Genomic DNA, 19,226 nt, shown 5'->3' on the forward strand with positions numbered 1-19,226 from the left:
GAACACGACAGTCATCAATACTCACTCCTCGAAAATCTCAGGACGCACCATGCGTCGGATCAGAATCGTCTCAGCCGCAGACGCGACTGTGCAACTGAATTAACTCGGGGCGGCCGACTTAACTCGGACGTTCGAACTTCTCTTCCCGGCCGAGCTTGCGCAATCGCATCCACTCGCGCAGTCCGGCCGGATCGCGGCGTGTGATCAGGAAGTACCAGCCGAACCGAACCCATTCCTGCGGAAGCAGTTTCCGCATTCCCGGTTGGGAGAGGATGTATCCACGGTTGCGGTACGTGAAGTAGCGCTTCGTGTCGTTGTCGGGGTACTGCGTGTGCATGCGTCCGCCGAGGATCGGCTTGAACTCGTCCGCGCCGTTGGGGTGGACATAAGCAGTTTGCAGGCAGGTACCGAACTTCAGGCCGGAGCGCACGAGGCGACGGTGTACCTCGACCTCGTCGCCGCGGACGAACAGGCGTAGATCCGGAACTCCGACGGCATCAATCGCGTCGGCGGTGAACAGTGCGCCGTTGAAGAGGGACGCGATACCGGGCAGGAGATCCTCGTCGCCGAGTTCGGAACGCAACCGGCGCCACGACGTACCGCGGCGAAGTGGGAAGGCGAGGCGGTCGGGGTTGTCGATGTCGCAGACGACGGGGGAGACCTCGGCCAGGTCGTTCCGAATTGCACAGTCGAGCAGTGTTTCCAGGACTTCGGGGCCGTCCGGGCGGCCGTCGTCGTCGGCGAGCCAGACGCGGTCGGCGCCGAGTGAAAGCGCGTAGAGAATGCCAAGAGCAAATCCTCCGGCACCGCCGAGGTTGTGCTGAGAACCGATGTAACTGGTCGGCAGTGGAGCGTTGTCGACGAGCTCTTTCACATCGGCTTCGTCGGCATTGTCGACGACAACCAGATGATCGAGCGGACGCGACTGGGTGCTGAGAACCTTCAAGGATTCGGCCAGCAGTTCACGACGCTTGTGAGTGACGACGACCCCGATGATTTTCTCGGGTGCGCTCACGGGGTGTTCTCCCGTTCCATCTCCTTGATCACGTGGCGCACATGTTCGGCGGCGTCGTCACCTTCGTAGGCGCGCACGACGTCTTCGATGTCGCCTTGCATGCGGATCTGGCCGTGGTCGATCCACATCGCACTGTTGCACAGCTGAGCGAGGAATTCGTTGGAGTGGCTGGCGAATACCAGGATGCCGGAGCGTTCCACCAGCTTCTGCAGCCGGATGCGGGCCTTCTTCATGAATTCCGCGTCGACGGCACCGATGCCCTCGTCGAGAAGCAAGATCTCGGGATCGATACTGGTCACGACGCCCATGGCAACGCGAACGCGCATACCGGTGGAGTAGGTACGCAGTGGCATGGAGAGGTATTCACCGAGTTCGGTGAATTCGGCGATCTCGTCCATCTTCGCGAGCATCTGCTTGCGGGTCTGACCAAGGAACAGGCCGCGGATGATGATGTTCTCGTACCCGGAGATTTCCGGGTCCATGCCGACACCGAGGTCGAAGACGGGTGCGACGCGTCCGCGAATGCTGGCGGATCCCCGGGTCGGTTCGTAGATTCCGGAGAGCAGGCGCAGCAGGGTGGATTTGCCGGCGCCGTTGTGGCCGACGAGCCCGATGCGGTCGCCTTCCTTGAGCGTCATCGTGATGTCGCGGAGCGCTTCGACGACGACGACATCGGAGTCGTTGCGGCCGATGGATCCTCCGGCCTTGCCGAGGAAGGCCTTCTTGAGCGAGCGGGATTTCGCGTCGAAGATCGGGAAGTCGACGCACGCGTTCTGTGTGTGGATGCTGACTGGCTGACTCATGTGTTTCCTCTAGACCCAGTAGGGCACGCGTGCCCGGTACTTGCGGAGTGCCAGAATCGCGACGGCCCAGCCGACGACGGTGAAGGCGATGACGATGTACCAGTGGTATGCCTGCTGGTCGGCCCCGATGAGTGGTGCTCGGATGATCTCGAGGTAGTGGTACAGGGGGTTGAGCTCGGCAAGCCGGACTCGCTCGCTGGCTTGCCCGCCCTGGTCCTTGAGGGCCTGAGTTGTCCACATGATCGGCGTCAGCACGAACAGCAGGAGCGTCATGCTGCCCAGGATGGGGGCGATGTCGCGGTATCGGGTGGAGAAGATGCCGAAGACGATCGAGACCCACAGCGTGTTCGCCACGATCAGCAGGAATGCCGGTATCGCCGCCAGCGCAGTCCAGCTCATGTTCTGCCAGATGCTGAACGCGAACAGCAGAACTATGTAGATCGCAAAGTTGTGCGCGAAGAACAGCACCTGACGCCAAACCAGGCGATATACGTGCACGCTCAACGCCGACGGCAACTGCTTGATCAGGCCCTCGTTGGCGATGAAGACCTCGGAGCCTTCGAGGATGCCTGCACTGATCAGGTTCCACACGATCAGGCCGACCGTGACGTACGGCAGGAACTCCTTGAGCGGAATGTTCAGCAACGCGGAGTACAGAAGACCCATCGCGCCGGCCTGCACGCCGGTGGCGATCGTGATCCAGAACGGTCCGATCACCGACCGGCGGTAGCGCTGTTTGATGTCCTGCCAGCCGAGGCTGAGCCACAACTCACGCTGATTCAGACCGTCGCGAAGGTCTTTGAACGCACGACGGAACGTCTGGGAGTCGGACACGGGCGCAGGTGCGTCCGGCGTCTCGGATTCGATTGCGGATGCTGACACGGAGGTCGAGCCTACCGGCCTGGCGTCGGCGCCGGATTTCCCTCGGACCTAGCGGTGGTCCGAGTTACAGATACTGGCCGGTTCCTGGGCTCTGTTGGTCCGGATGTGCAGGCGAATGCGGAGCCCCGATGCTCATGCCGGGAGGCAGTGCGCCCTGACGCATTTGTTCGAGCTGAGCGCGCGCTGCCATCTGTTGCGCGAACAGTGCGGTTTGAATTCCGTGGAACAGTCCTTCGAGCCAGCCGACGAGTTGGGCCTGCGCGATTCGCAGTTCGGCGTCGGAGGGAATGGAGTCGTCGGTGAACGGGAGGCTCAGTCGCTCGAGTTCTTCACGGAGTTCGGGTGCCAGGCCTTGTTCCAGTTCTCGGATGGACGAGGTGTGGATGTCCTTGAGGCGCTTGCGGCTGGCGTCGTCGAGCGGCGCGGCGCGCACTTCTTCCAAGAGTTGTTTGATCATCGTGCCGATTCGCATGACCTTGGCCGGCTGCTCGACCATCTCGGCGACGGACTCGGCTTCGGATTCCGCGCCTTCGGTGGTGCCGGAGGTGGAGGCCTCTGCCTCGGCCGCCGGCATCGCGACGGGTCGACCGTCGGGTCCGATAACGAGTACCTGCTCTTTGTCGGGGTTCGTCATGCTTCCATCTTGTCGTGTGTGGGCGACAAACGCCGCGTAACCCCCAAAAAGTTAGCTATCGAATAACTGTACTGACGGGTAATTGGGTGACTGCCTTCGACTAAGCGGGCGTCTGCACCTAGAGTGTCGAGCATGGCTTACGACGTTGCCCGCGTACGGGGGTTGATTCCCTCACTCGGTGACGGCTGGATCCACCTCGATCCGCAGGCCGGAATGCAGATCCCGGACGCCGTCTCGCGGACGGTCTCCACCGCGTTCCGTGCCTCTGCATCTTCTTCCTCCGGTCGCCACGTCTCGAACCGTCGTAGTGCTGCCATTCTCGAGAGTGCGCGCACCGCGGTCGCCGATCTGGTCGGCGGAGATCCTGCGGGAGTCGTTCTCGGATCAGACCGAGCGGTGTTGTTGGCTTGGCTCGCCGAGTCGCTCAGTTCGCGGTTGGGCCTCGGAACCGGTCTCGTACTCTCGCGCCTCGACGAAGAGGCGAACGTCGCGCCCTGGCTTCGTGTGGCCAGTCGCTACGGCGCTCAGGTGCGATGGGCAGAGGTCGAAATCGAAACGTGTGAGCTCCCGAGTTGGCAGTTCAACGATCTCATCACCTCGACCACTCGATTGGTGGCCTTGACGGCCGCATCACCGGTCGTCGGTTCGGCTCCGAACGTCCGCGCCGCAGCTGATCGTCTGCACGAATTCGGCGGACTGATGGTGGTCGACGCCGTCGGTGCAGCGCCATATGCGCATGTGGACATGGCTGATCTCGGGGCGGACATCGTTGCCGTCAGCGCGCCGTCGTGGGGCGGTCCGCAGGTGGGCGCACTCGTCTTCCGCGATCCCGGACTGCTCGACCGAATTCCGGCCGTGTCGCTCAACCCGTACGCGCGTGGCGCCGAGCGACTCGAGGTGGGCGGTCATCAGTTCGCGCTGCTGTCCGGTCTCACGTCGTCGATCGATTTCCTGGCGGGCTTGGACGAATCGGCAACGGGAACCAGGCGTGAGCGCCTCGAAACCTCGATCAGCTCGCTGCAGGACTACCAGGACGGTCTGTTCGATCACCTCATGCGTTCTCTCGCAGCCCTACCCAACGTGATGGTGATCGGCGGCGCACCTACGCGGGTGCCGACGCTCAGCTTCACGCTCGAGGGCATGGCGGCAGACAAGGTCGCCGCGCATCTGGCCGACAAGCGCATCGCGACGGTCAGCGGTACGCACGGCGGTTCCAGGCTGCTCGACGCCCTCGGTGTCAACGACGAAGGCGGCGCGGTCACCGTCGGCCTTGCGCCGTACACGACGCGGTACGAGATCAATCAGCTGGTCGCCGAACTCGGCGCCCTGGGCTGATCGATCCCGCTCGGCTCACTTCACGGTGAGGATGACCTTGCCTACGGTTTCCGGCGAATCCAGCAACTGATGGGCTAATGGCGCCTCGGTGATCGGAAGTTCGGTCGACACGATCGGTTGAACCGATCCGTCTGCGATCAACGGCCACAATTTCGCGCGGACGTCGGCGACGATGTCCGCTTTACCGCCGGGGCCGGTGAGCGGACGCCCACGCAGGCCCGTCGACGTGATGTTTCCGCGCTTTCCCATCAGCTTGGCGATGTCGACCTCGCCCTTGCGGCCACCCTGCATTCCGATGATCACGACGTGGCCGTCCATGGCGAGTGCGTCGACGTTGCGCCCGAGGTACGACGCTCCCATGTTGTCCAGAACCACGTCGGCGCCGTGGTTGTCGGTGGCTTCGGCGAGTGATGCTACGAAGTCGCTGTCGCGATAGTTGATGAGAATATCCGCGCCCAATTCGCGGCAGCGGTTCAATTTGTCCTCCGAACCCGCGGTAACTGCGACGCGGGCGCCGAGGGCTTTGCCGACCTGGATGGCGTGGGTGCCGATTCCGCCGCCACCGCCATGGACGAGGAGTACCTGTCCGCGTCGTAGTCCGCCGCGCATCACGACGTTGGACCACACTGTGCACGCAACTTCCGGCAGTGACGCTGCGACACGGAGATCGACGCCAGCGGGAACGGGGAGAAGTTGTGTTGCCGGGACCGCAACCTTCTCGGCATAGCCACCGCCGGCCAGCAGTGCGCAGACTTCGTCGCCGACGGACCAACCGGTGACGTCTTCGCCGAGTTCGGTGATCACACCCGAGCATTCGAGGCCGAGAATGTCACTCGCGCCGGGCGGCGGCGGGTAGAAGCCTTGACGTTGGAGCAGGTCGGCGCGGTTGACTGCGGTCGCGGCGACCTCGACGAGTACGTGCCCGCGAGGTAGTTCAGGATCGGGCTGCTGCGCCCATTTCATGACCTCGGGACCGCCGGGCTGATCGATCGTTATGGCGTACATGGATACGACGCTAGCGAATCTCCCCGCTGACGGGTGTTTTGCCGCTACCGTCGCGGACGTGACTTACTTCGGGAACATGCAGAACGAGATCTATCTGACGGGACTGAGCGGCGCGAAGCCGGCTTTGCCGATGACTGCGGCAGGCTTGGAAGATGCCGCGCGCGAGCAACTCTCACCGGAGGCCTTCGGGTACATCGCCGGTAGCGCGTCGACCGAACGAACCGCGGTGTCGAATCTGCGGGCGTTCGACAAGCATGCGATCGTGCCGCGGATGTTGCGGGGGACTGCGGCGCCCGACGCGCGTGATCTGAGCGTCGAGGTGTTGGGGACGCGGTTGGCTGCACCGATCCTGACGGCTCCGGTGGGCGTGCTCGGCTTGGTCCACGACGACGCCGAGGTTGCGGTCGGTTCGGTCACTGCCGAGTTGGGGATCGGATCGATTCTCTCGACGGCGGCATCCTCGACCATCGAAGACGTAGCGGCGGCCTCCGGCGAGAACTGGTGGTACCAGCTGTACTGGCCGGCCGACGACGAACTTGCGGAGTCGTTTGTCCGCCGAGCGGAGACGGCGGGCGCGAAGGCTATCGTCCTGACTGCCGACACTCCCGGTATGGGTTGGCGTCCAAGGGATCTCGAGCTCGGCCACCTTCCGTTCCTGCAGGCGAAGGGTATTGCCAACTATCTGTCGGATCCGGTGTTCCGCGCCAAACTGGCGACGCCGCCCGAGGAGAGCGCAGAAGCGCTGCAGATCGCGGTTCTCACGTGGGTGTCGTTGTTCGGTAACCATGCGGTGCGGATCGCGGATATCGCGAAACTTCGCCAGTGGACGACACTTCCGATCGCAGTGAAGGGAATTGTCCATCCCGACGACGCACGTGAGGCCGTCGCGGCCGGCGCCAACGGCATCGTCGTGAGCAACCATGGTGGGCGTCAGGTCGACGGGTCGATTTCGGCACTCGATGCTCTCGGTCCCGTCGCTGATGCGGTGGGGGATGAGGTGGACATCCTGATGGACTCCGGAATTCGTTGTGGTGCAGACGTAATCAAGGCTCTGGCCTTGGGTGCCGATGCAGTGCTGTACGGGCGGCCGTGGGTGTACGGGTTGGGATTGGCCGGAGCGGACGGAGTGCGTCATGCGCTCCGGAGTCTCTTGGCCGACCTGGATCTCACCATGGGACTGGCGGGGCTGGCATCGGTCGCCGAAATCGATCGTTCGATCCTGATGTCCAATTCGTGACTTTAGGGTGAGTCTTACTGTGACGGGCGGACACAGGTCTAAACTTGGAACCTGTGACAGCTGAAGCGACAACCGAGGAGACATCGCAGGCGGCGCACGGTGAGACACCGTGGCTGACGCCGTGCGAGATGCGTGCATGGCGCGGCTACATGGACGGTAATCAGCGCCTCATGGAGGTTCTCAACCGCGAACTGCAGGATTCACACGACCTGTCGTTGGCCGATTACCGCATTTTGGTCATGCTCTCGGAGTCAGCTGACGGGTCGTTGCGGATGAGTGACCTGGCAGACGGCGTGCTGTCTTCGCGGAGCCGCCTGACGCACCAGATCAGGCGGATGGAATCTCAGGGCATCGTCGTGCGAGACACTTGCGTCGAAGATGGTCGCGGCGTGCTCGCTCGGATCACGGAAGAGGGTAGGCGTCGCCTCGCCGAGGCAGCGCCTACTCACGTGGCCGGAGTGCGGAACAATCTGGTCGATCTGCTGACTCCCCAGGAACTGGACGTGCTGGCAGACGTCTTCGAGAAGGTCGACAAAGCCATCGGCGAGCGCTGACTCCGGAGCCGTTTTCGCGGTCCGTGGGAACACCCGATAGGATCGCCCACGGAAGCGTGGCAGAGCGGCCGAATGCACTCGCCTTGAAAGCGAGCGTGGCGTTAAACCCACCGGGGGTTCAAATCCCTCCGCTTCCGCCAAAGCAAAGGCTCTGACCTCGGACTTCGGTCCAGGTCAGAGCCTTTACTGTTTTCGGAGTCACACTGCTTGGGTAGTGGGCGTCAGAACCGCACGGTGAATACCACGTGGCGACGCTCTCGGGCCGCGCGCTGGAAAAAGTCCGCCACTTCCTGAAGCCAGCCCCAGGCGTACCCGCGCTCGTCGGAGCCGTACTCCGGGTTGCGGTCGTCGAGCGGCATCGCGTCGTAGCGCACGCCGAACTCGGATTCGGTGATTTCCGCCAGGTACGAGGAGACTTCGGCGACCCGATCGGGTGCCAGGTAGGTGACGAGTTGGTCGTCGGTGTCGGTGTTGAGGTCTTCGTCCCCCAGGATCACGCCGTAGGCCGGCCAGTTCTCGGACACGCGCTCGTACCCCGTGCTGGAGAGGGCGCACAGGATCGGATCCCACGCCTTGTCCGTGTCGCACGAGAACTCGGATCGGCCCGTCTCCTCGATGTCCTCGACCACAGCGCCGAGTTTGTCGTCGTCGCCGCGCGCGTCCAGAAGTTCCGCTGCCACGCTGTCTGACAGCGCGAAATGCACTCCAAGTTCCATGGCGTGATGCTAACGGCCGACCTTGCCGCCGTCCCGCCGTCACTACGGGACGAATCGCCTCAGGTAACGATCCTGCTCTAACTCCGACCGAAGTTACCCATGGAGGGCCTGCTGTCATACATACTTCATCGGTGATTCCGACAAAACGGACCGGCCTTTCTGTTGTATCGCTGGTGATCCTCGTCGTCGCGGGGTTGCTGGTCGCAGCCCCTGCCAGCAGCGCCGCGCCGCCGCCTGACTGGAAATACACAATGGTGGCGTTCAGCAATGCCAGCGACCGTGACATGGATGTCTACGAGTCGGCTGACGGCACCGGCTTTCAACTCGTCCAGCAGTCGGCGTACAGGCCGCCATCTGGGCTCGTGCGTGATCCGAGCATCTTCCGGAACACGGACGGGTTGTACTACCTCACCTACACGACGGGTGGTGGGGCGAACATCGGGTTTGCACGCAGCAGCGACCGCATCAACTGGACGCCGTTGGGGAACTATCCGGTTCCGTTTTGCTGCGCCTTGATGCCCGGTACGGGAGATGGCACCGGTTCTGCGAGCCCCCCGGGCTTCTCGGGTTCGGCTGGTTTCAGCGACGGACCGTCGCTGTCACCATTCGTCACCAAGGCCTGGGCGCCTGAGTGGTTTGTGGACGGCGATCGCGTCAACGTCATCCTGTCGATGTCGACCGGTGGAGGATTTGTGCCGTATCTGATGACGGCGTTGGAACCGTCGCTCCGGTTGTGGAGCCCGCCTGTTCCGCTCGCCGGGATCGGTGCGGACCACATCGACACCACCGTGGTCAAAGTCGGATCGACCTATCATGCGTTCACCAAGAACGAGACGAGGAAGGTCGTCGAGCATGCGGTCGCTCCTTCGGTGACGGGACCTTATTCGTTTGTCCCGCCCGGGAATTGGGGTCCGCTTGTCGAAGGTCCGGCCGTGGTTCAGTTGCCGAGCGGCGACTGGCGGATCTATCTCGACGCCTATACCGAAGGAAAGTATCTCTACTCCGACAGCACGGACGGGCTGAACACCTGGTCTCCTGTGCAAGAGGTTCCTGGGGTGTCCGGGACTGCACGGCATCTCGGCATCATGAGAGAACCGGCATAACGTTCGACCCTGAGTTGGTAGGGCTCTGATCAAGGACTCCGGTCTTGGTCAGAGCCTTTTCTCGTACTTGCGTACTACTTGTGTGCGTCGTCTGCGCCTATCAGTGATTGACAAGCTAACGATGCGATGCCCGTGGGTCCGACGAGTTCGCGCCGACCATGAAGTGAGTATCTCCGCGGGAGCTGTGCAGCGTTGCGCTCCCAGGCCCCGCTTGGGCGCCGTACTTCACGATTGATTGCCAGGTAATGCCTGTTAGTTTCATATTCAAGTACGCGCACTGGCTTGATGCCCGCACTTTCTGCCTTCAGCTGCTCTGAGGCCCGCAGGATGCGGGTCGAATCAGATTTGCCGCACTGTTTCTGAGGGGTCTTCTCGTCCGTAAACGGTGACCTTGCTCATAGTGGGACCTAGGTCCTTTTCGCTGCTGATAAGCCTGTCGATATATATCTGTTACCGAAAGTTCACCCTAAATCCAAGATGGGGGAGATGGCGCACTGGCGGGCAAACAGGACGATTGGTACCGTCCGGTAACTAATTCAGTTAGTTGTCGGCTACCGCTCTGGTTGCTGTGTCACGTGGAGGAGCAGTTCATGTCGATCGAATCGCAAAACGGCGTATCCCATCGTCGATCGAGGGCCGCGGTAGGGCTCGCGGCGTGTGCGGTTGCCGCGCTGTCGTCTGGTGTGGTCTTCGCAGGGAGTGCATCGGCAACGCCGACGGCGTTGGCGGACAAGTTCGCGAGCACTGTCACCGATGACGGCTGGTCGTTGGATCTCGCCGCGACGAAACTGTCGGCGAACCCGGTGCCGAACCTGGCGACGACGGCGTTCACCCGTGAGGGGTTCGTGTCGGCGAAGGTGACCGGCACGATTGGTGGTGCGGGCGATTCGGCGGTGAAGACCGGATATGTCGAGCAGGGATTGCAGATCGGCTGCCAGATCGATGTTTCCTCCGGACTTGGCTTGGGGCTTGGCTTTTCGCTCGGCCCGTCTGTCGGTGTGAGTATTTCGGGTGTCCCGTCGGCGAACGTGGGTGTGAATGCGTCGGTGAATCCGAGTATTCAGTCGACGATTGCGCCGGGCACGATCACGACGATTCCGTTGGGGAAGAAGGATCTCGAGTCGTCGAAGGCGTCGATCACGGCAGAGAACGTGCACGTGAAGGTTGATGCGTGCATGGGGCCGGTGACGATCCGCTCGTACGCACAACTCTCGGTGTCGACGGCGACGTCCGACAACACGTTGTTCGTGTACTCCGATCCCACCTGGCTCTAACCCACGCAGCCGTCGTCAGCGCTGCTGGCGACTATTCCCGATCCGTCCCGTCCTGGGGTGGTTACTCATCACGCCCACAAAGGAGAAATCATGAAGATTCGTACCTTGGCCACTGCCGGAACTCTCACCGCAGGTATCGCCCTGATCGGTGTTCTCGGCGCCGGCGTGGCATCTGCCGCAACTCCGATCGTCGAACCGGAACATGGCCGGATCGGTCTGTCGCTCTCGAATGCGGAAACCGCGGCATTGGCGGCGAGCCCGATTCCTGATGCGATTGCGAACATCGTTCCAGGTTCGCTGAGGGGGGTCTGGTTGGCGCCTGGTTCCGCGATAACTGTTACCGATGGCAAGGTCGACGCCCTCGAAGGAGCTGTGCTCGGTGAAGCAGCCGCGCGTGGTGGGCATGCCAATGTCTTTGTCTCCGACCCGAATCACCCCGCCAGTGAGGGGCACATAGTGCTGACGGAGCAGTACTGGAACTGATACCAGGCCGAACGTCGGCGACCCGTTGTCCCCGCTCTCCCTTCCTATTTGGAGTTCCAGCCATGACCGTCAACAACGCCGAACGCCGCAGTGTCCAGTCGGAATCCACTGCCGTCGATAGTAAAGACGTTGCAGACGTTGATGACTGGGATCCGGACAGCGAACTCAGTCCACTTTCCAAGGCTGTGATCGCCACCGCAGTCGGACTGGGGTTGCTGATCGCGGCATTCGCGGTGATCGGGAAGCTCGCCGGCTGGGCGAACGACTACGGGACGATCCTGGTTTACCTGGCATTCTTCTTGTGGATGTCGATCTCCGGACGGTTGTTCTGGTGGGGCGCAGACAAACTCATCGCGCTACTCCGAACGAAGAAGAGTGACAATCGTGGTGCGCACCGGTGAAGTCCGGTAGACGACTTCGCCGGACTCTCGCGGGAGTGCTTGCCGCCGGGGCGCTGTTGACCGGAGCGGCCGGAGTGATCGGTGCGGGAATCGCACTCTCCGCCGCTCCGGTCAACTGCGCGGCGGTGCGGGCACGTGATCATCAGATCTACCTGAATCTCATTGCGTCGCTGCCACCTGGTGCACCCATCCCGCCAGAGATCATCAACCCGTGCCTGAGTGCGCCGTCCACGACGGCGACAGTTGCGCCGACGACCACGGTCGGGCTCCCCGGTGCGCAGGCTCCAGGCGGTGGCCCGAATGTCGGCGCGAATGCTCCGACGAACTTTCCCACCTACAACGGCACCCCCATCGTCCCTGTGCCGACGATCGAGATTCCGCCCATTACTTCCGAGTCCCCGGCCTCGGAAACTGGTGTCGGTGCATTCCCCAATGCATCGGCATCAGCGGTTCCCTCACCCACACCCACCCCGGGTGAGGGAACCACCACCGATCGTGGTCCCGGACCGATCCCCGCGGATTCGGATTCGAATATCGCACCGGCCCAAACGGTTCCGGACCTGGCAGCGGATGTTTCCACCGCCGGGGAGGACTCGGGCCGTGACCGGTATCTCGAACTGGTCCTCGTCGGGGCCGCGGCGTTCACCGCTGCGGGTATGAGAGTGAGGGGGCGGCCGGGACCGTTCAGTGCGCGTGTGAGCGCGCGTCCGTGGGAGTCGGTTCTCTCCCAGGTAGTCGGTACGGTCGCGAAACCGTTCATGCCGTATTTCGTCGGCGGTCAGGACGTCGTGGTCATCCCCGACCCAGGTGGCGGACAACGCACCATCTTCCTCATTCACGACGAAACCTCCTCGCATGAAGCTGAAATGGTGGTCGACCTACCACCCGGCGGACACATGAGCATCAACGACGACGGGTCCGTCGGTGTCTACGACGCGAATGGAGACTTGCAGGGCACCGTTGCCGCTGCGTGGGCGTACGACGTCAACGGCGATCCGGTTCCCACCTACTACGAGATCCGTGACGGCAAGCTCTACCAAGTCGTTATCCCGACCCCGGGCGTCATCTACCCGGTCACTGCTGACGGCCCCTACGGCGGCAGCGACCCGGTCACCGGACGAGACGTCACCGCTACACCCCTTCAAGGCGGCGGTGAGGTCGTCAACCAGTCCGGCGGACCGGTCATGGTCAACGTCCCGACAGACTCCCCCTACAACGACGTCGGCGGGATCGACCCACTGGGCAATCTCGACATGGATCCGCCGACGCAGCCGGCACCGACAACGCCTCTGCCGTTCGATATCGGATCGCCGACCGACTCGGGCACCGATACGAGCGAGCCTCCGTGGAACCCACTCGACAACCTCGACATGGACGCCCCGACGCAGCCGGCACCGACAACACCACTGCCGTTCGATATCGGATCGCCGACCGACTCGGGCACCGATACACCCGGGGGTACAGCGAGCGAGCCTCCGTGGAACCCACTCGACAACCTCGACATGGAAACGCAGACGCAGCCAGATCCTCCAATGGAATTACCATTCGGGATCTTTGACTCTGATCCCAACAACGGTTTGATCGGCCCCGCGCAGAGGGCCGCGAACCAACGGGCGCTCGCCCATGGCGACGTACCTGCTGACTTCACTGGCAACGTCCCTCTGTCCGCACAGCAACAACTTGACGACCTGCAATGGCAGGTGGATCAGATGCGAGACCGCGGCTATACAGATTCCGAGATCGCAACTGTCTTGAGTAAAGGCAGCACCGCGCTCGGTGGCCCCGCCTCGGGCTTGCAATCTGCGGGCGCCCTTGCGAACACCGGTGTGCATCATGCTGGTTCGCTCCCGAGCGCTGCGCAGGCCGCTCGGTCGGCGGCAGTGGGTACTGTTTTAAGCAGATTATCGGTGGCAGTTGAGGTTGCCTCGGGTGTCATCAAGTGGCGCGAAGGCGCGCCACGTGGCGAAACTGTGGGAAATTCCGGTGGCGCAATCGCATTGGGATGGGCAGGCGGCAAAGGTGGCGCCGCACTCGGCGGGTTTCTCGGCGGCCCGATAGGTGCCGCAGTCGGGGGCGGAATCGGTGCAATCGGAGGATCGCTACTCGGGGCATACTTGGGTACCCGGGCAGGCCGATCATTTGATTGAAGCCTTAGACAATGATCGATCGCTCCAAGAGAAGGGACTGAGACCGTGCATTACCTGCTGATCGCTGCCATTGCATTCTGCCTAGCCTCGGGGGTGCTGTCGGCGCTTGATGCCGCAGCAGGCAATCCGATGCGGGGCGCGATAACCTTGGCCGTTTCGTTGACGGCTGCGAGTGGGATGGTGTTCCTCGTGACTGACAATTCGACCACCCGGATCGGCGCTGTCGCGGGCACTGCGGCGGTCCTCGTTTTGCGTTTTCTCCCGAAGAGTTCCATATACCGACGACACACCGTTCCTCAAGCGGAACCGGCACCATGACCACCTTTTATGCGATTTGTGCGATTGCTGCAGGGGCTGTGGCGTTGATCGTATCTACGCCCTACGTGATGTACCGCAGTCATGCGAGAACGATTTACTGGAGTTCGTCGATCCTTACCATCGTTTTCGCTTGGCTCACCGCTCCACAGCGGTCGATTCTCGGACCTGTCCTCTTGTGCGGTTTCGCTGCTGTGTTCGTGGCGTGGTGGTGGACCCCCTTCCTCACGCGAAGGCATCCCACCGGATTCAACGATGTTTTCGGTGCTTGGCTGACACGGGCGCTCTACCGCGAGCAGAAGGATGCACCTCCGGTAAACAGGTACGACAAATTGCACTACAAAGACACTGACCGCCAAGCACGAGATACCGATTCTGACGGAAATCAGGTCAACACCTGAGCCGGCGCGTAGAGCGCTTTGTCCTTGATACCACCCTCGCGCGTACCCGAACAGCTTGTAGTGAGATGCCGTGGGAAACAGTACTTTCCACATGGCGGCGTACACCTGCCCGGTTTGCGTAAGCTGTACAGTAACCAGGATGATCGATGGCTCGAAGCTGCTCTTCGCGCAGCCCAATTCAGTAGCTGTCAGCGCCATCGCGAGCGGTAGTCCTCTTCCCCTAGTCCCTGCAGCTCATCCCATTTTTCGAGCATCCGCCTCGTCTGGATAGTTAATGATATCTAATATATTGAATGGAGTTCAGTAGTGGATCTGGTCAAGATTTCGCGGTGTGTCGACTCGCCCGTGCTTGCGGAGATTGACGACTTGAGACCACTTGAACGTATGGCGCTTCCGAATTATTGGTTGGATGCACTAAATGGTGACGTTGCAGCTCGAATTTCTGGGATATTGGACCAATGGGACGTATTTGGGCGACCGATATTGGGCGACACTTACAGAAACATTAAAGATAACCTATCTGATGTGCGGTTGCTCAGGTCTGAAAATAGGTTCTTTCTTCTATATAAAATTAAAATGGCAGACGGGACCGATCTCTATTATTTGGGTACGCCACCGGTAGTGGATGGTGATGAACTTTCAGGGTATTGGAATAAATTCCCCTCCAGTCTAAAGAATTTCTATTCAAATTTGCACAACGGTTGGTACTATATTGCCGGTAAGACTGTCGGGCCACTGCCTCTTGAAGATATGTTTCGAATTGACAGCTTTGAATGGTCTATTCTGGACGGGCTGTCCCCTGAAGAGTACCCAGATCCGGCTCGTTGCATCGCGACATTCAGATCGGGCGGCGGCGGTTATCTTTGCTTGTACTTTGGTGAGGAATCGACAAGGGGTGTTGTGTGGTCATTGACGGAACCCCCTGAACTGGTCGATTACTCCACTTACCTTGATATCTGGACCAACGTCGGACTCGGTGCCTAGAGCCTGCGCCTTGGATAGTCAGACTGGAGACAGTCTAAGCAATTTGTGTGCGGTCTTGCCCCACGTGGCACGTGCCTCGGATCCAGTCTCCAAAGAGCAGATGATCAATTTGTCTGACCAAAAGGGATCTCGAGGTCATGATCGGTTTCGGGGGTACCTCACGCATCGACTCGTTTTCCTGCACCATTGCCGACGAATCGCTGATTGCGCTGGCGTTAAGGGTCGTACGGGGGCAGGCCGATATCTGGGCCTCTCGTGTCACCGTGCTCTACCACCGGACCGAATCATCGCCTCAGCGCAACGTACCCGGCGACGCGATCGTGGGCAGTTCGGGCTCGGTGGAGCATCGGCGACTACCGGCACCTTCAGAATCGGTCGAAAGGTGAGGTGGAGGTGGGATGGGAAACATACTTCCATTCAGGAGTTACGTTCGATCGCAGCAAACTCCCCCAATCTGCGGTGGTGGAGGAACTGCCCATTGGCACGTTGGTTCGGTTGGGGGACAAGCCAATGGAGGTCGCTGCCGCCGACATCGTGGCGGTGCGGGCGGCGTTGGGTTATCCGGTGTAGGCCACGCAACGGGTCCGGAGTTCACCATTGCATCAGACGTCGAGAAATGTGTTAACCGGATGGCCTGCTTCGCCTTTCGATAGTATTGCCAGATGGCATCCCGAATCGACTTGCTCGCGTGGCTCCTCGATTCGGATCCAGCGATTCGGTGGCAGGTGGAGCGCGACCTGGTGAACGAAGCGCCCACTGTGTGGGCGGCGACGCGCGCGTCGATCGCTACCAAAGGATTTGGTGCACGCCTGCTTTCATTGCAGGATCGAGACGGCCAATGGGCGGGTGGGGCGTTCTTCCCGGCAGAATTCGACTTCGTGGGACCCGAAGCAGCAGAAGAAGGTTCGCAACCCTGGACGGCAACTACTTGGACGCTCAACTCCTTGCGTGAGTGGGGCCTCGACGCCAGTGTTCTGCGGGAGCGTCGTACTGCAGAACTGCTCGCGGAGAACTGTCGCTGGGAGTACGAGGGCCGGCCGTACTGGGACGGTGAGGTCGATTGCTGCATCAACGCCTGGACGGTGGCAAACGGTGTTTGGCTCGGCATGCCCGTTGATGAACTGGCTGATTGGTTTGTGCGGCATCAACTTCCGGATGGTGGGTGGAACTGTGAGTGGATCGAAGGTTCGACCCGATCGTCGTTCCATTCGACGCTCAATTCACTCAAAGGGCTTCTCGCGTACGAGATCGCGACCGGGGGAACAGATGAGACGCGCGCGGCTCGGCGATCCGGTGAGGAATTCTTACTGTGGCGCGGTCTGTTCCGGCGACTCTCGACCGGCGAACCGCTGGGGCCCTGGGTCGGACGGTTCGCGTATCCATTCCGGTGGCGTTACAACGTGCTCAATGCGGCCGACTACTTCCGTGAAGCGTCGTTGTCGTATGGAAATGAGCCTGATCCGCGAATGGCGGACGCGATCGAGATGATCCGGGCCGCTCGAGCCTCGGATGGGACGTGGCTCCAGGCCGGTCGCCAACCGGGGCGGGTGTGGTTCGAGGTCGACACAAAGGCGGGGGAGCCGTCGAAGTGGCTGACTTTGTCCGGCATCCGAGTGCTCGCCTGGTGGGATCAATCCTCCCCTCTAGGTTCTGCATAACAAAATAGTTACAGCGAAAATTATTTCACCTTTAAAGGTTATCGAAAGGTGATCTTCGACTTTCCGGTCGAAATATCCAGTACGGATGAATAACATATTAACGACAGGATTGCCCTCAGTGCGGTGAAGGTTAATCATCTGAACAGGTGAGAAGATGTTCGGTGAAATTACCTACCCGATTGGATAGGCGGGTCACCGACGTTGGTAATCAAATAAGGCGCTCGCAGCTGTCTTGGTTAGGGAGCTAAGTCCCGAGCTGGAAACGGCATTTCTGCTCCGAAAGTGGCGCTCACCTGCGGCTACGTTCCCCATTTTGCAAGATTTAAACCACTTTCGGCGAGAATTAGTCCCGCAATTGTAGGTTGTGGAGCGTCCGCAATGTTTAGGCAAAGTCCCATCTTTTCCCAGAACAATGCTCTACTAAACGTGAAAACCGGATGTTCCCCCGATTTTGCTGAGAAGGTGCAACTATGGGACGTAGCGTAACTGTCGCAGCGAACCGGAACATCGCGAATTGCTGCTCTAACCAATGACTTTGTTCAGGTCCGAATAATGCTCGGAGGTCGTCGATGTCGATGGAAATGGTGTTAGCCGAAGCAGTGATAGACAGTGGGGACACGGCGTGGGTGCTGATCTCCGCGGGTCTGGTTCTCTTCATGGTTCCCGGACTCGCCTTCTTCTACGCCGGTCTGGTGCGTGGTAGCAGTGCGCTCGTCATGTTGCAGCAGAACCTCGTCCCACTCGGACTCGTCTCGATTACCTGGGTCGTGTTCGGATACAGCTTCGCGTTCAGTGGAGACTGGGGTTCCGGCTTCCTCGGTGACCTCAAATTGTTCGGCTTGCAGGACATACACACTGCCGCCGCCCCGGGCTTCCACCTGATCGAAGGTGCAGTCGCGGTACCGACTCTGGCGTTCGTGGTCTATCAGATGATGTTCGCGATCATCACGCCTGCGCTGATCACCGGTGCGACCGCAAACCGGCTCAAGCCCTTGGGCTGGGCCGTTCTGCTCGTGCTGTGGTCGATCATCGTCTACCCCCCGATTGCGCACTGGCTCTTCAATCCCGAAGGCTGGTTGGCGCTCCGCGGAGCTCAGGACTGGGCCGGCGGAATTGTCGTCCACGCATCCGCCGGCGCCGCCGCCCTGGCAATCTTGCTGGTGGTAGGTAAACGTCCGGGATGGCCCAACGCCGAGGCAGTCCCGCACTCGGTGCCTCTGGCGTTGATCGGCGCAGGCATCCTGTGGTTCGGCTGGTTCGGATTCAACGCGGGCGACGGATTGGCTGCCGATGGTGTTGCGGCACAGGCCTTGATGAACACTCACATCGCCGCAGCGGGCGGTATGGTCGTCTGGCTCGTCATCGAAAGGTACACCGAGGGCAAGGCCACGGCGATCGGCGGAATCACCGGCGCGGTAGCCGGTCTCGCGACCGTCACCCCTTGCGCCGGCTTCGTCAGCACCTTCTCCGCGTTGGCGATCGGCGCGCTTGCCGGACTGGTCTGCCACTTCGCGCTCGCGCTCAAGTCGATCTTCAAGTTCGACGACGCGCTCGACGTCATCGCGGTCCACTTCATCGGCGGCATCCTCGGTTCACTCCTTCTCGGTTTGTTCGGCGAAAAAGCCATCAATTCGATCGGCCGCGACGGACTCTTCTTCGGCGGCGGGGCAGGACTACTCGGCGAGCAGGCGCTGGCGTTGATCGTCGTCATCGCTTTCTCGTTCGTGGTGACCTGGCTGATCGCCACGGGCATCGAGAAGACCATCGGTCTCAAGCTGGCCCCAAAAGACCAGGTGGACATCGACCGTCGTCAGCAAGGCATGGACGCATACCGCTACAACGCCGCATTCGTCGACGCAGGTGGTGCGCCGCAGACCAGCGGGTTCGACTCGGGGGTCCTGGTCGAGGGGGCAAAACTTGTTCCGAACCTCGGCGCCCCGAAGCACGAACTCATCACCGCGGTATTGCAGACCATCGAGTCCGAGAAGCTACGGGAGGCGCTGCTGGCCGCCGGAGCGGAGTCGATAGTCGTATCGGAAGCGCATGTCTCCGCGAGTGACTCGGCCTCGCTCAAGTTCCGCGGACAACGCAACGACGTCGTGTTCACCGAGCGGTTGCGTGTCGAGGTGCTGGTCGCCTCGGAACATGCACAGGCGGTTCTGGACGCGATCAACGAGTACTCGGGCGGCAGGAGGAGCGGTTTCGTCCAGCAAGCGGCCGAACCTCTCACCGAAGCGACGGAACAGGGGAGCTGACATGTATTCGACGACAGGGAGTTA

At 61.2% G+C, this 19,226-nt stretch carries 17 protein-coding genes, 1 tRNA gene and 1 pseudogene; 13 read left to right on the forward strand and 6 right to left on the reverse strand.

Annotation, left to right across the window (positions count from 1 at the left end):
- Positions 1 to 118 precede the first annotated feature (118 nt).
- The 4 genes from G9U53_RS11970 to G9U53_RS11985 all read right to left on the reverse strand — a co-directional run bounded on the left by G9U53_RS11970 (position 119) and on the right by G9U53_RS11985 (position 3,334).
- Positions 119 to 1,015, reverse strand: a complete 897-nt coding sequence (locus G9U53_RS11970) for a glycosyltransferase family 2 protein (RefSeq protein ID WP_054825477.1) — start codon at positions 1,013 to 1,015, stop codon at positions 119 to 121.
- Complete coding sequence (locus tag G9U53_RS11975; protein WP_007731776.1) at positions 1,012 to 1,818, reverse strand: ABC transporter ATP-binding protein; 807 nt, start codon at positions 1,816 to 1,818, stop codon at positions 1,012 to 1,014. Before G9U53_RS11975 ends, G9U53_RS11970 begins: the two co-directional genes overlap by 4 nt.
- A 9-nt stretch (positions 1,819 to 1,827) precedes the next feature.
- On the reverse strand, positions 1,828 to 2,700 hold the full coding sequence (locus G9U53_RS11980; RefSeq protein ID WP_029254233.1) for an ABC transporter permease: 873 nt from the start codon (positions 2,698 to 2,700) through the stop codon (positions 1,828 to 1,830).
- Between the two features lie 64 nt (positions 2,701 to 2,764).
- Complete coding sequence (locus G9U53_RS11985; protein ID WP_003943894.1) at positions 2,765 to 3,334, reverse strand: bacterial proteasome activator family protein; 570 nt, start codon at positions 3,332 to 3,334, stop codon at positions 2,765 to 2,767.
- A 132-nt stretch (positions 3,335 to 3,466) separates the two neighbouring features.
- Here G9U53_RS11985 and G9U53_RS11990 point away from each other — a divergent pair, with 132 nt between their 5' ends.
- Positions 3,467 to 4,669 (forward strand): cysteine desulfurase-like protein, encoded by a 1,203-nt coding sequence (locus tag G9U53_RS11990; protein ID WP_007731767.1) that lies wholly within the window; start codon positions 3,467 to 3,469, stop codon positions 4,667 to 4,669.
- 15 nt (positions 4,670 to 4,684) lie between these two features.
- Here the strand turns inward: G9U53_RS11990 and G9U53_RS11995 are convergent, their stop codons facing one another.
- Entirely contained in the window at positions 4,685 to 5,674 is a 990-nt protein-coding gene (locus G9U53_RS11995; protein WP_007731765.1) for an NAD(P)H-quinone oxidoreductase, read from the reverse strand.
- On the opposite strand from G9U53_RS11995, the gene G9U53_RS12000 reads away from it, so the two are divergent.
- The 3 genes from G9U53_RS12000 to G9U53_RS12010 all read left to right on the forward strand — a co-directional run bounded on the left by G9U53_RS12000 (position 5,673) and on the right by G9U53_RS12010 (position 7,605).
- Positions 5,673 to 6,911, forward strand: coding sequence for a lactate 2-monooxygenase (locus G9U53_RS12000; protein WP_162114009.1), 1,239 nt, complete (start codon positions 5,673 to 5,675; stop codon positions 6,909 to 6,911). The genes G9U53_RS11995 and G9U53_RS12000 overlap by 2 nt on opposite strands.
- 128 nt (positions 6,912 to 7,039) lie before the next feature.
- Positions 7,040 to 7,465: a MarR family transcriptional regulator gene (locus G9U53_RS12005; protein WP_020968140.1), complete on the forward strand. Its 426-nt coding sequence runs from the start codon at positions 7,040 to 7,042 to the stop codon at positions 7,463 to 7,465.
- Positions 7,466 to 7,515: 50 nt separating this feature from the next.
- Positions 7,516 to 7,605: transfer RNA gene (locus G9U53_RS12010), tRNA-Ser, on the forward strand.
- Between the two features lie 81 nt (positions 7,606 to 7,686).
- Here the strand turns inward: G9U53_RS12010 and G9U53_RS12015 are convergent.
- Complete coding sequence (locus G9U53_RS12015; protein ID WP_019746449.1) at positions 7,687 to 8,181, reverse strand: DUF1877 family protein; 495 nt, start codon at positions 8,179 to 8,181, stop codon at positions 7,687 to 7,689.
- A 251-nt stretch (positions 8,182 to 8,432) separates the two neighbouring features.
- Between G9U53_RS12015 and G9U53_RS12020 the strand changes: the two genes are divergently transcribed.
- From G9U53_RS12020 to G9U53_RS12060, 9 genes and pseudogenes are all read left to right on the forward strand, one after another.
- Positions 8,433 to 9,284: a glycoside hydrolase family 43 protein gene (locus tag G9U53_RS12020; RefSeq protein WP_234551209.1), complete on the forward strand. Its 852-nt coding sequence runs from the start codon at positions 8,433 to 8,435 to the stop codon at positions 9,282 to 9,284.
- Between the two features lie 590 nt (positions 9,285 to 9,874).
- Positions 9,875 to 10,558: an MspA family porin gene (locus G9U53_RS12025; RefSeq protein WP_020968149.1), complete on the forward strand. Its 684-nt coding sequence runs from the start codon at positions 9,875 to 9,877 to the stop codon at positions 10,556 to 10,558.
- A 90-nt stretch (positions 10,559 to 10,648) separates the two neighbouring features.
- Positions 10,649 to 11,041, forward strand: coding sequence for a hypothetical protein (locus tag G9U53_RS12030; protein WP_020968150.1), 393 nt, complete (start codon positions 10,649 to 10,651; stop codon positions 11,039 to 11,041).
- 62 nt (positions 11,042 to 11,103) lie between these two features.
- Positions 11,104 to 11,442 (forward strand): hypothetical protein, encoded by a 339-nt coding sequence (locus G9U53_RS12035; protein ID WP_029254242.1) that lies wholly within the window; start codon positions 11,104 to 11,106, stop codon positions 11,440 to 11,442.
- Positions 11,439 to 13,589: a hypothetical protein gene (locus G9U53_RS12040; protein ID WP_207624205.1), complete on the forward strand. Its 2,151-nt coding sequence runs from the start codon at positions 11,439 to 11,441 to the stop codon at positions 13,587 to 13,589. The genes G9U53_RS12035 and G9U53_RS12040 overlap by 4 nt, the downstream gene beginning before the upstream one ends.
- A 1,022-nt stretch (positions 13,590 to 14,611) precedes the next feature.
- Positions 14,612 to 15,289, forward strand: a complete 678-nt coding sequence (locus G9U53_RS12045) for an SMI1/KNR4 family protein (protein ID WP_165638722.1) — start codon at positions 14,612 to 14,614, stop codon at positions 15,287 to 15,289.
- Positions 15,290 to 15,619: 330 nt separating this feature from the next.
- Positions 15,620 to 15,859 (forward strand): annotated as a pseudogene (locus G9U53_RS12050) (hypothetical protein); the annotation flags it as partial.
- Positions 15,860 to 15,951: 92 nt separating this feature from the next.
- Complete coding sequence (locus tag G9U53_RS12055; RefSeq protein WP_165638723.1) at positions 15,952 to 16,947, forward strand: squalene cyclase; 996 nt, start codon at positions 15,952 to 15,954, stop codon at positions 16,945 to 16,947.
- Between the two features lie 569 nt (positions 16,948 to 17,516).
- Entirely contained in the window at positions 17,517 to 19,202 is a 1,686-nt protein-coding gene (locus G9U53_RS12060) for an ammonium transporter (protein WP_007731720.1), read from the forward strand.
- Positions 19,203 to 19,226: the final 24 nt, after the last annotated feature.

This window comes from Rhodococcus sp. D-46, from assembly GCF_011290655.1.
In the GTDB taxonomy this organism is placed as follows: Bacteria; Actinomycetota; Actinomycetes; order Mycobacteriales; family Mycobacteriaceae; genus Rhodococcus_F; species Rhodococcus_F qingshengii.

Bases quoted from the DNA above. Each gene is read 5' to 3' on its own strand.
- G9U53_RS11985 (WP_003943894.1), bottom strand. From the start codon at position 3,334: ATGACGAACCCCGACAAAGAGCAGGTACTCGTTATCGGACCCGACGGT.
- G9U53_RS11990 (WP_007731767.1), top strand. From the start codon at position 3,467: ATGGCTTACGACGTTGCCCGCGTACGGGGGTTGATTCCCTCACTCGGT.
- G9U53_RS12000 (WP_162114009.1), top strand. From the start codon at position 5,673: ATGGATACGACGCTAGCGAATCTCCCCGCTGACGGGTGTTTTGCCGCT.
- G9U53_RS12020 (WP_234551209.1), top strand. From the start codon at position 8,433: ATGGTGGCGTTCAGCAATGCCAGCGACCGTGACATGGATGTCTACGAG.
- G9U53_RS12030 (WP_020968150.1), top strand. From the start codon at position 10,649: ATGAAGATTCGTACCTTGGCCACTGCCGGAACTCTCACCGCAGGTATC.
- G9U53_RS12060 (WP_007731720.1), top strand. From the start codon at position 17,517: ATGTCGATGGAAATGGTGTTAGCCGAAGCAGTGATAGACAGTGGGGAC.
- G9U53_RS12055 (WP_165638723.1), top strand. From the start codon at position 15,952: ATGGCATCCCGAATCGACTTGCTCGCGTGGCTCCTCGATTCGGATCCA.
- G9U53_RS11995 (WP_007731765.1), bottom strand. From the start codon at position 5,674: ATGTACGCCATAACGATCGATCAGCCCGGCGGTCCCGAGGTCATGAAA.
- G9U53_RS12035 (WP_029254242.1), top strand. From the start codon at position 11,104: ATGACCGTCAACAACGCCGAACGCCGCAGTGTCCAGTCGGAATCCACT.
- G9U53_RS12015 (WP_019746449.1), bottom strand. From the start codon at position 8,181: ATGGAACTTGGAGTGCATTTCGCGCTGTCAGACAGCGTGGCAGCGGAA.
- G9U53_RS11975 (WP_007731776.1), bottom strand. From the start codon at position 1,818: ATGAGTCAGCCAGTCAGCATCCACACACAGAACGCGTGCGTCGACTTC.
- G9U53_RS12005 (WP_020968140.1), top strand. From the start codon at position 7,040: ATGCGTGCATGGCGCGGCTACATGGACGGTAATCAGCGCCTCATGGAG.
- G9U53_RS12025 (WP_020968149.1), top strand. From the start codon at position 9,875: ATGTCGATCGAATCGCAAAACGGCGTATCCCATCGTCGATCGAGGGCC.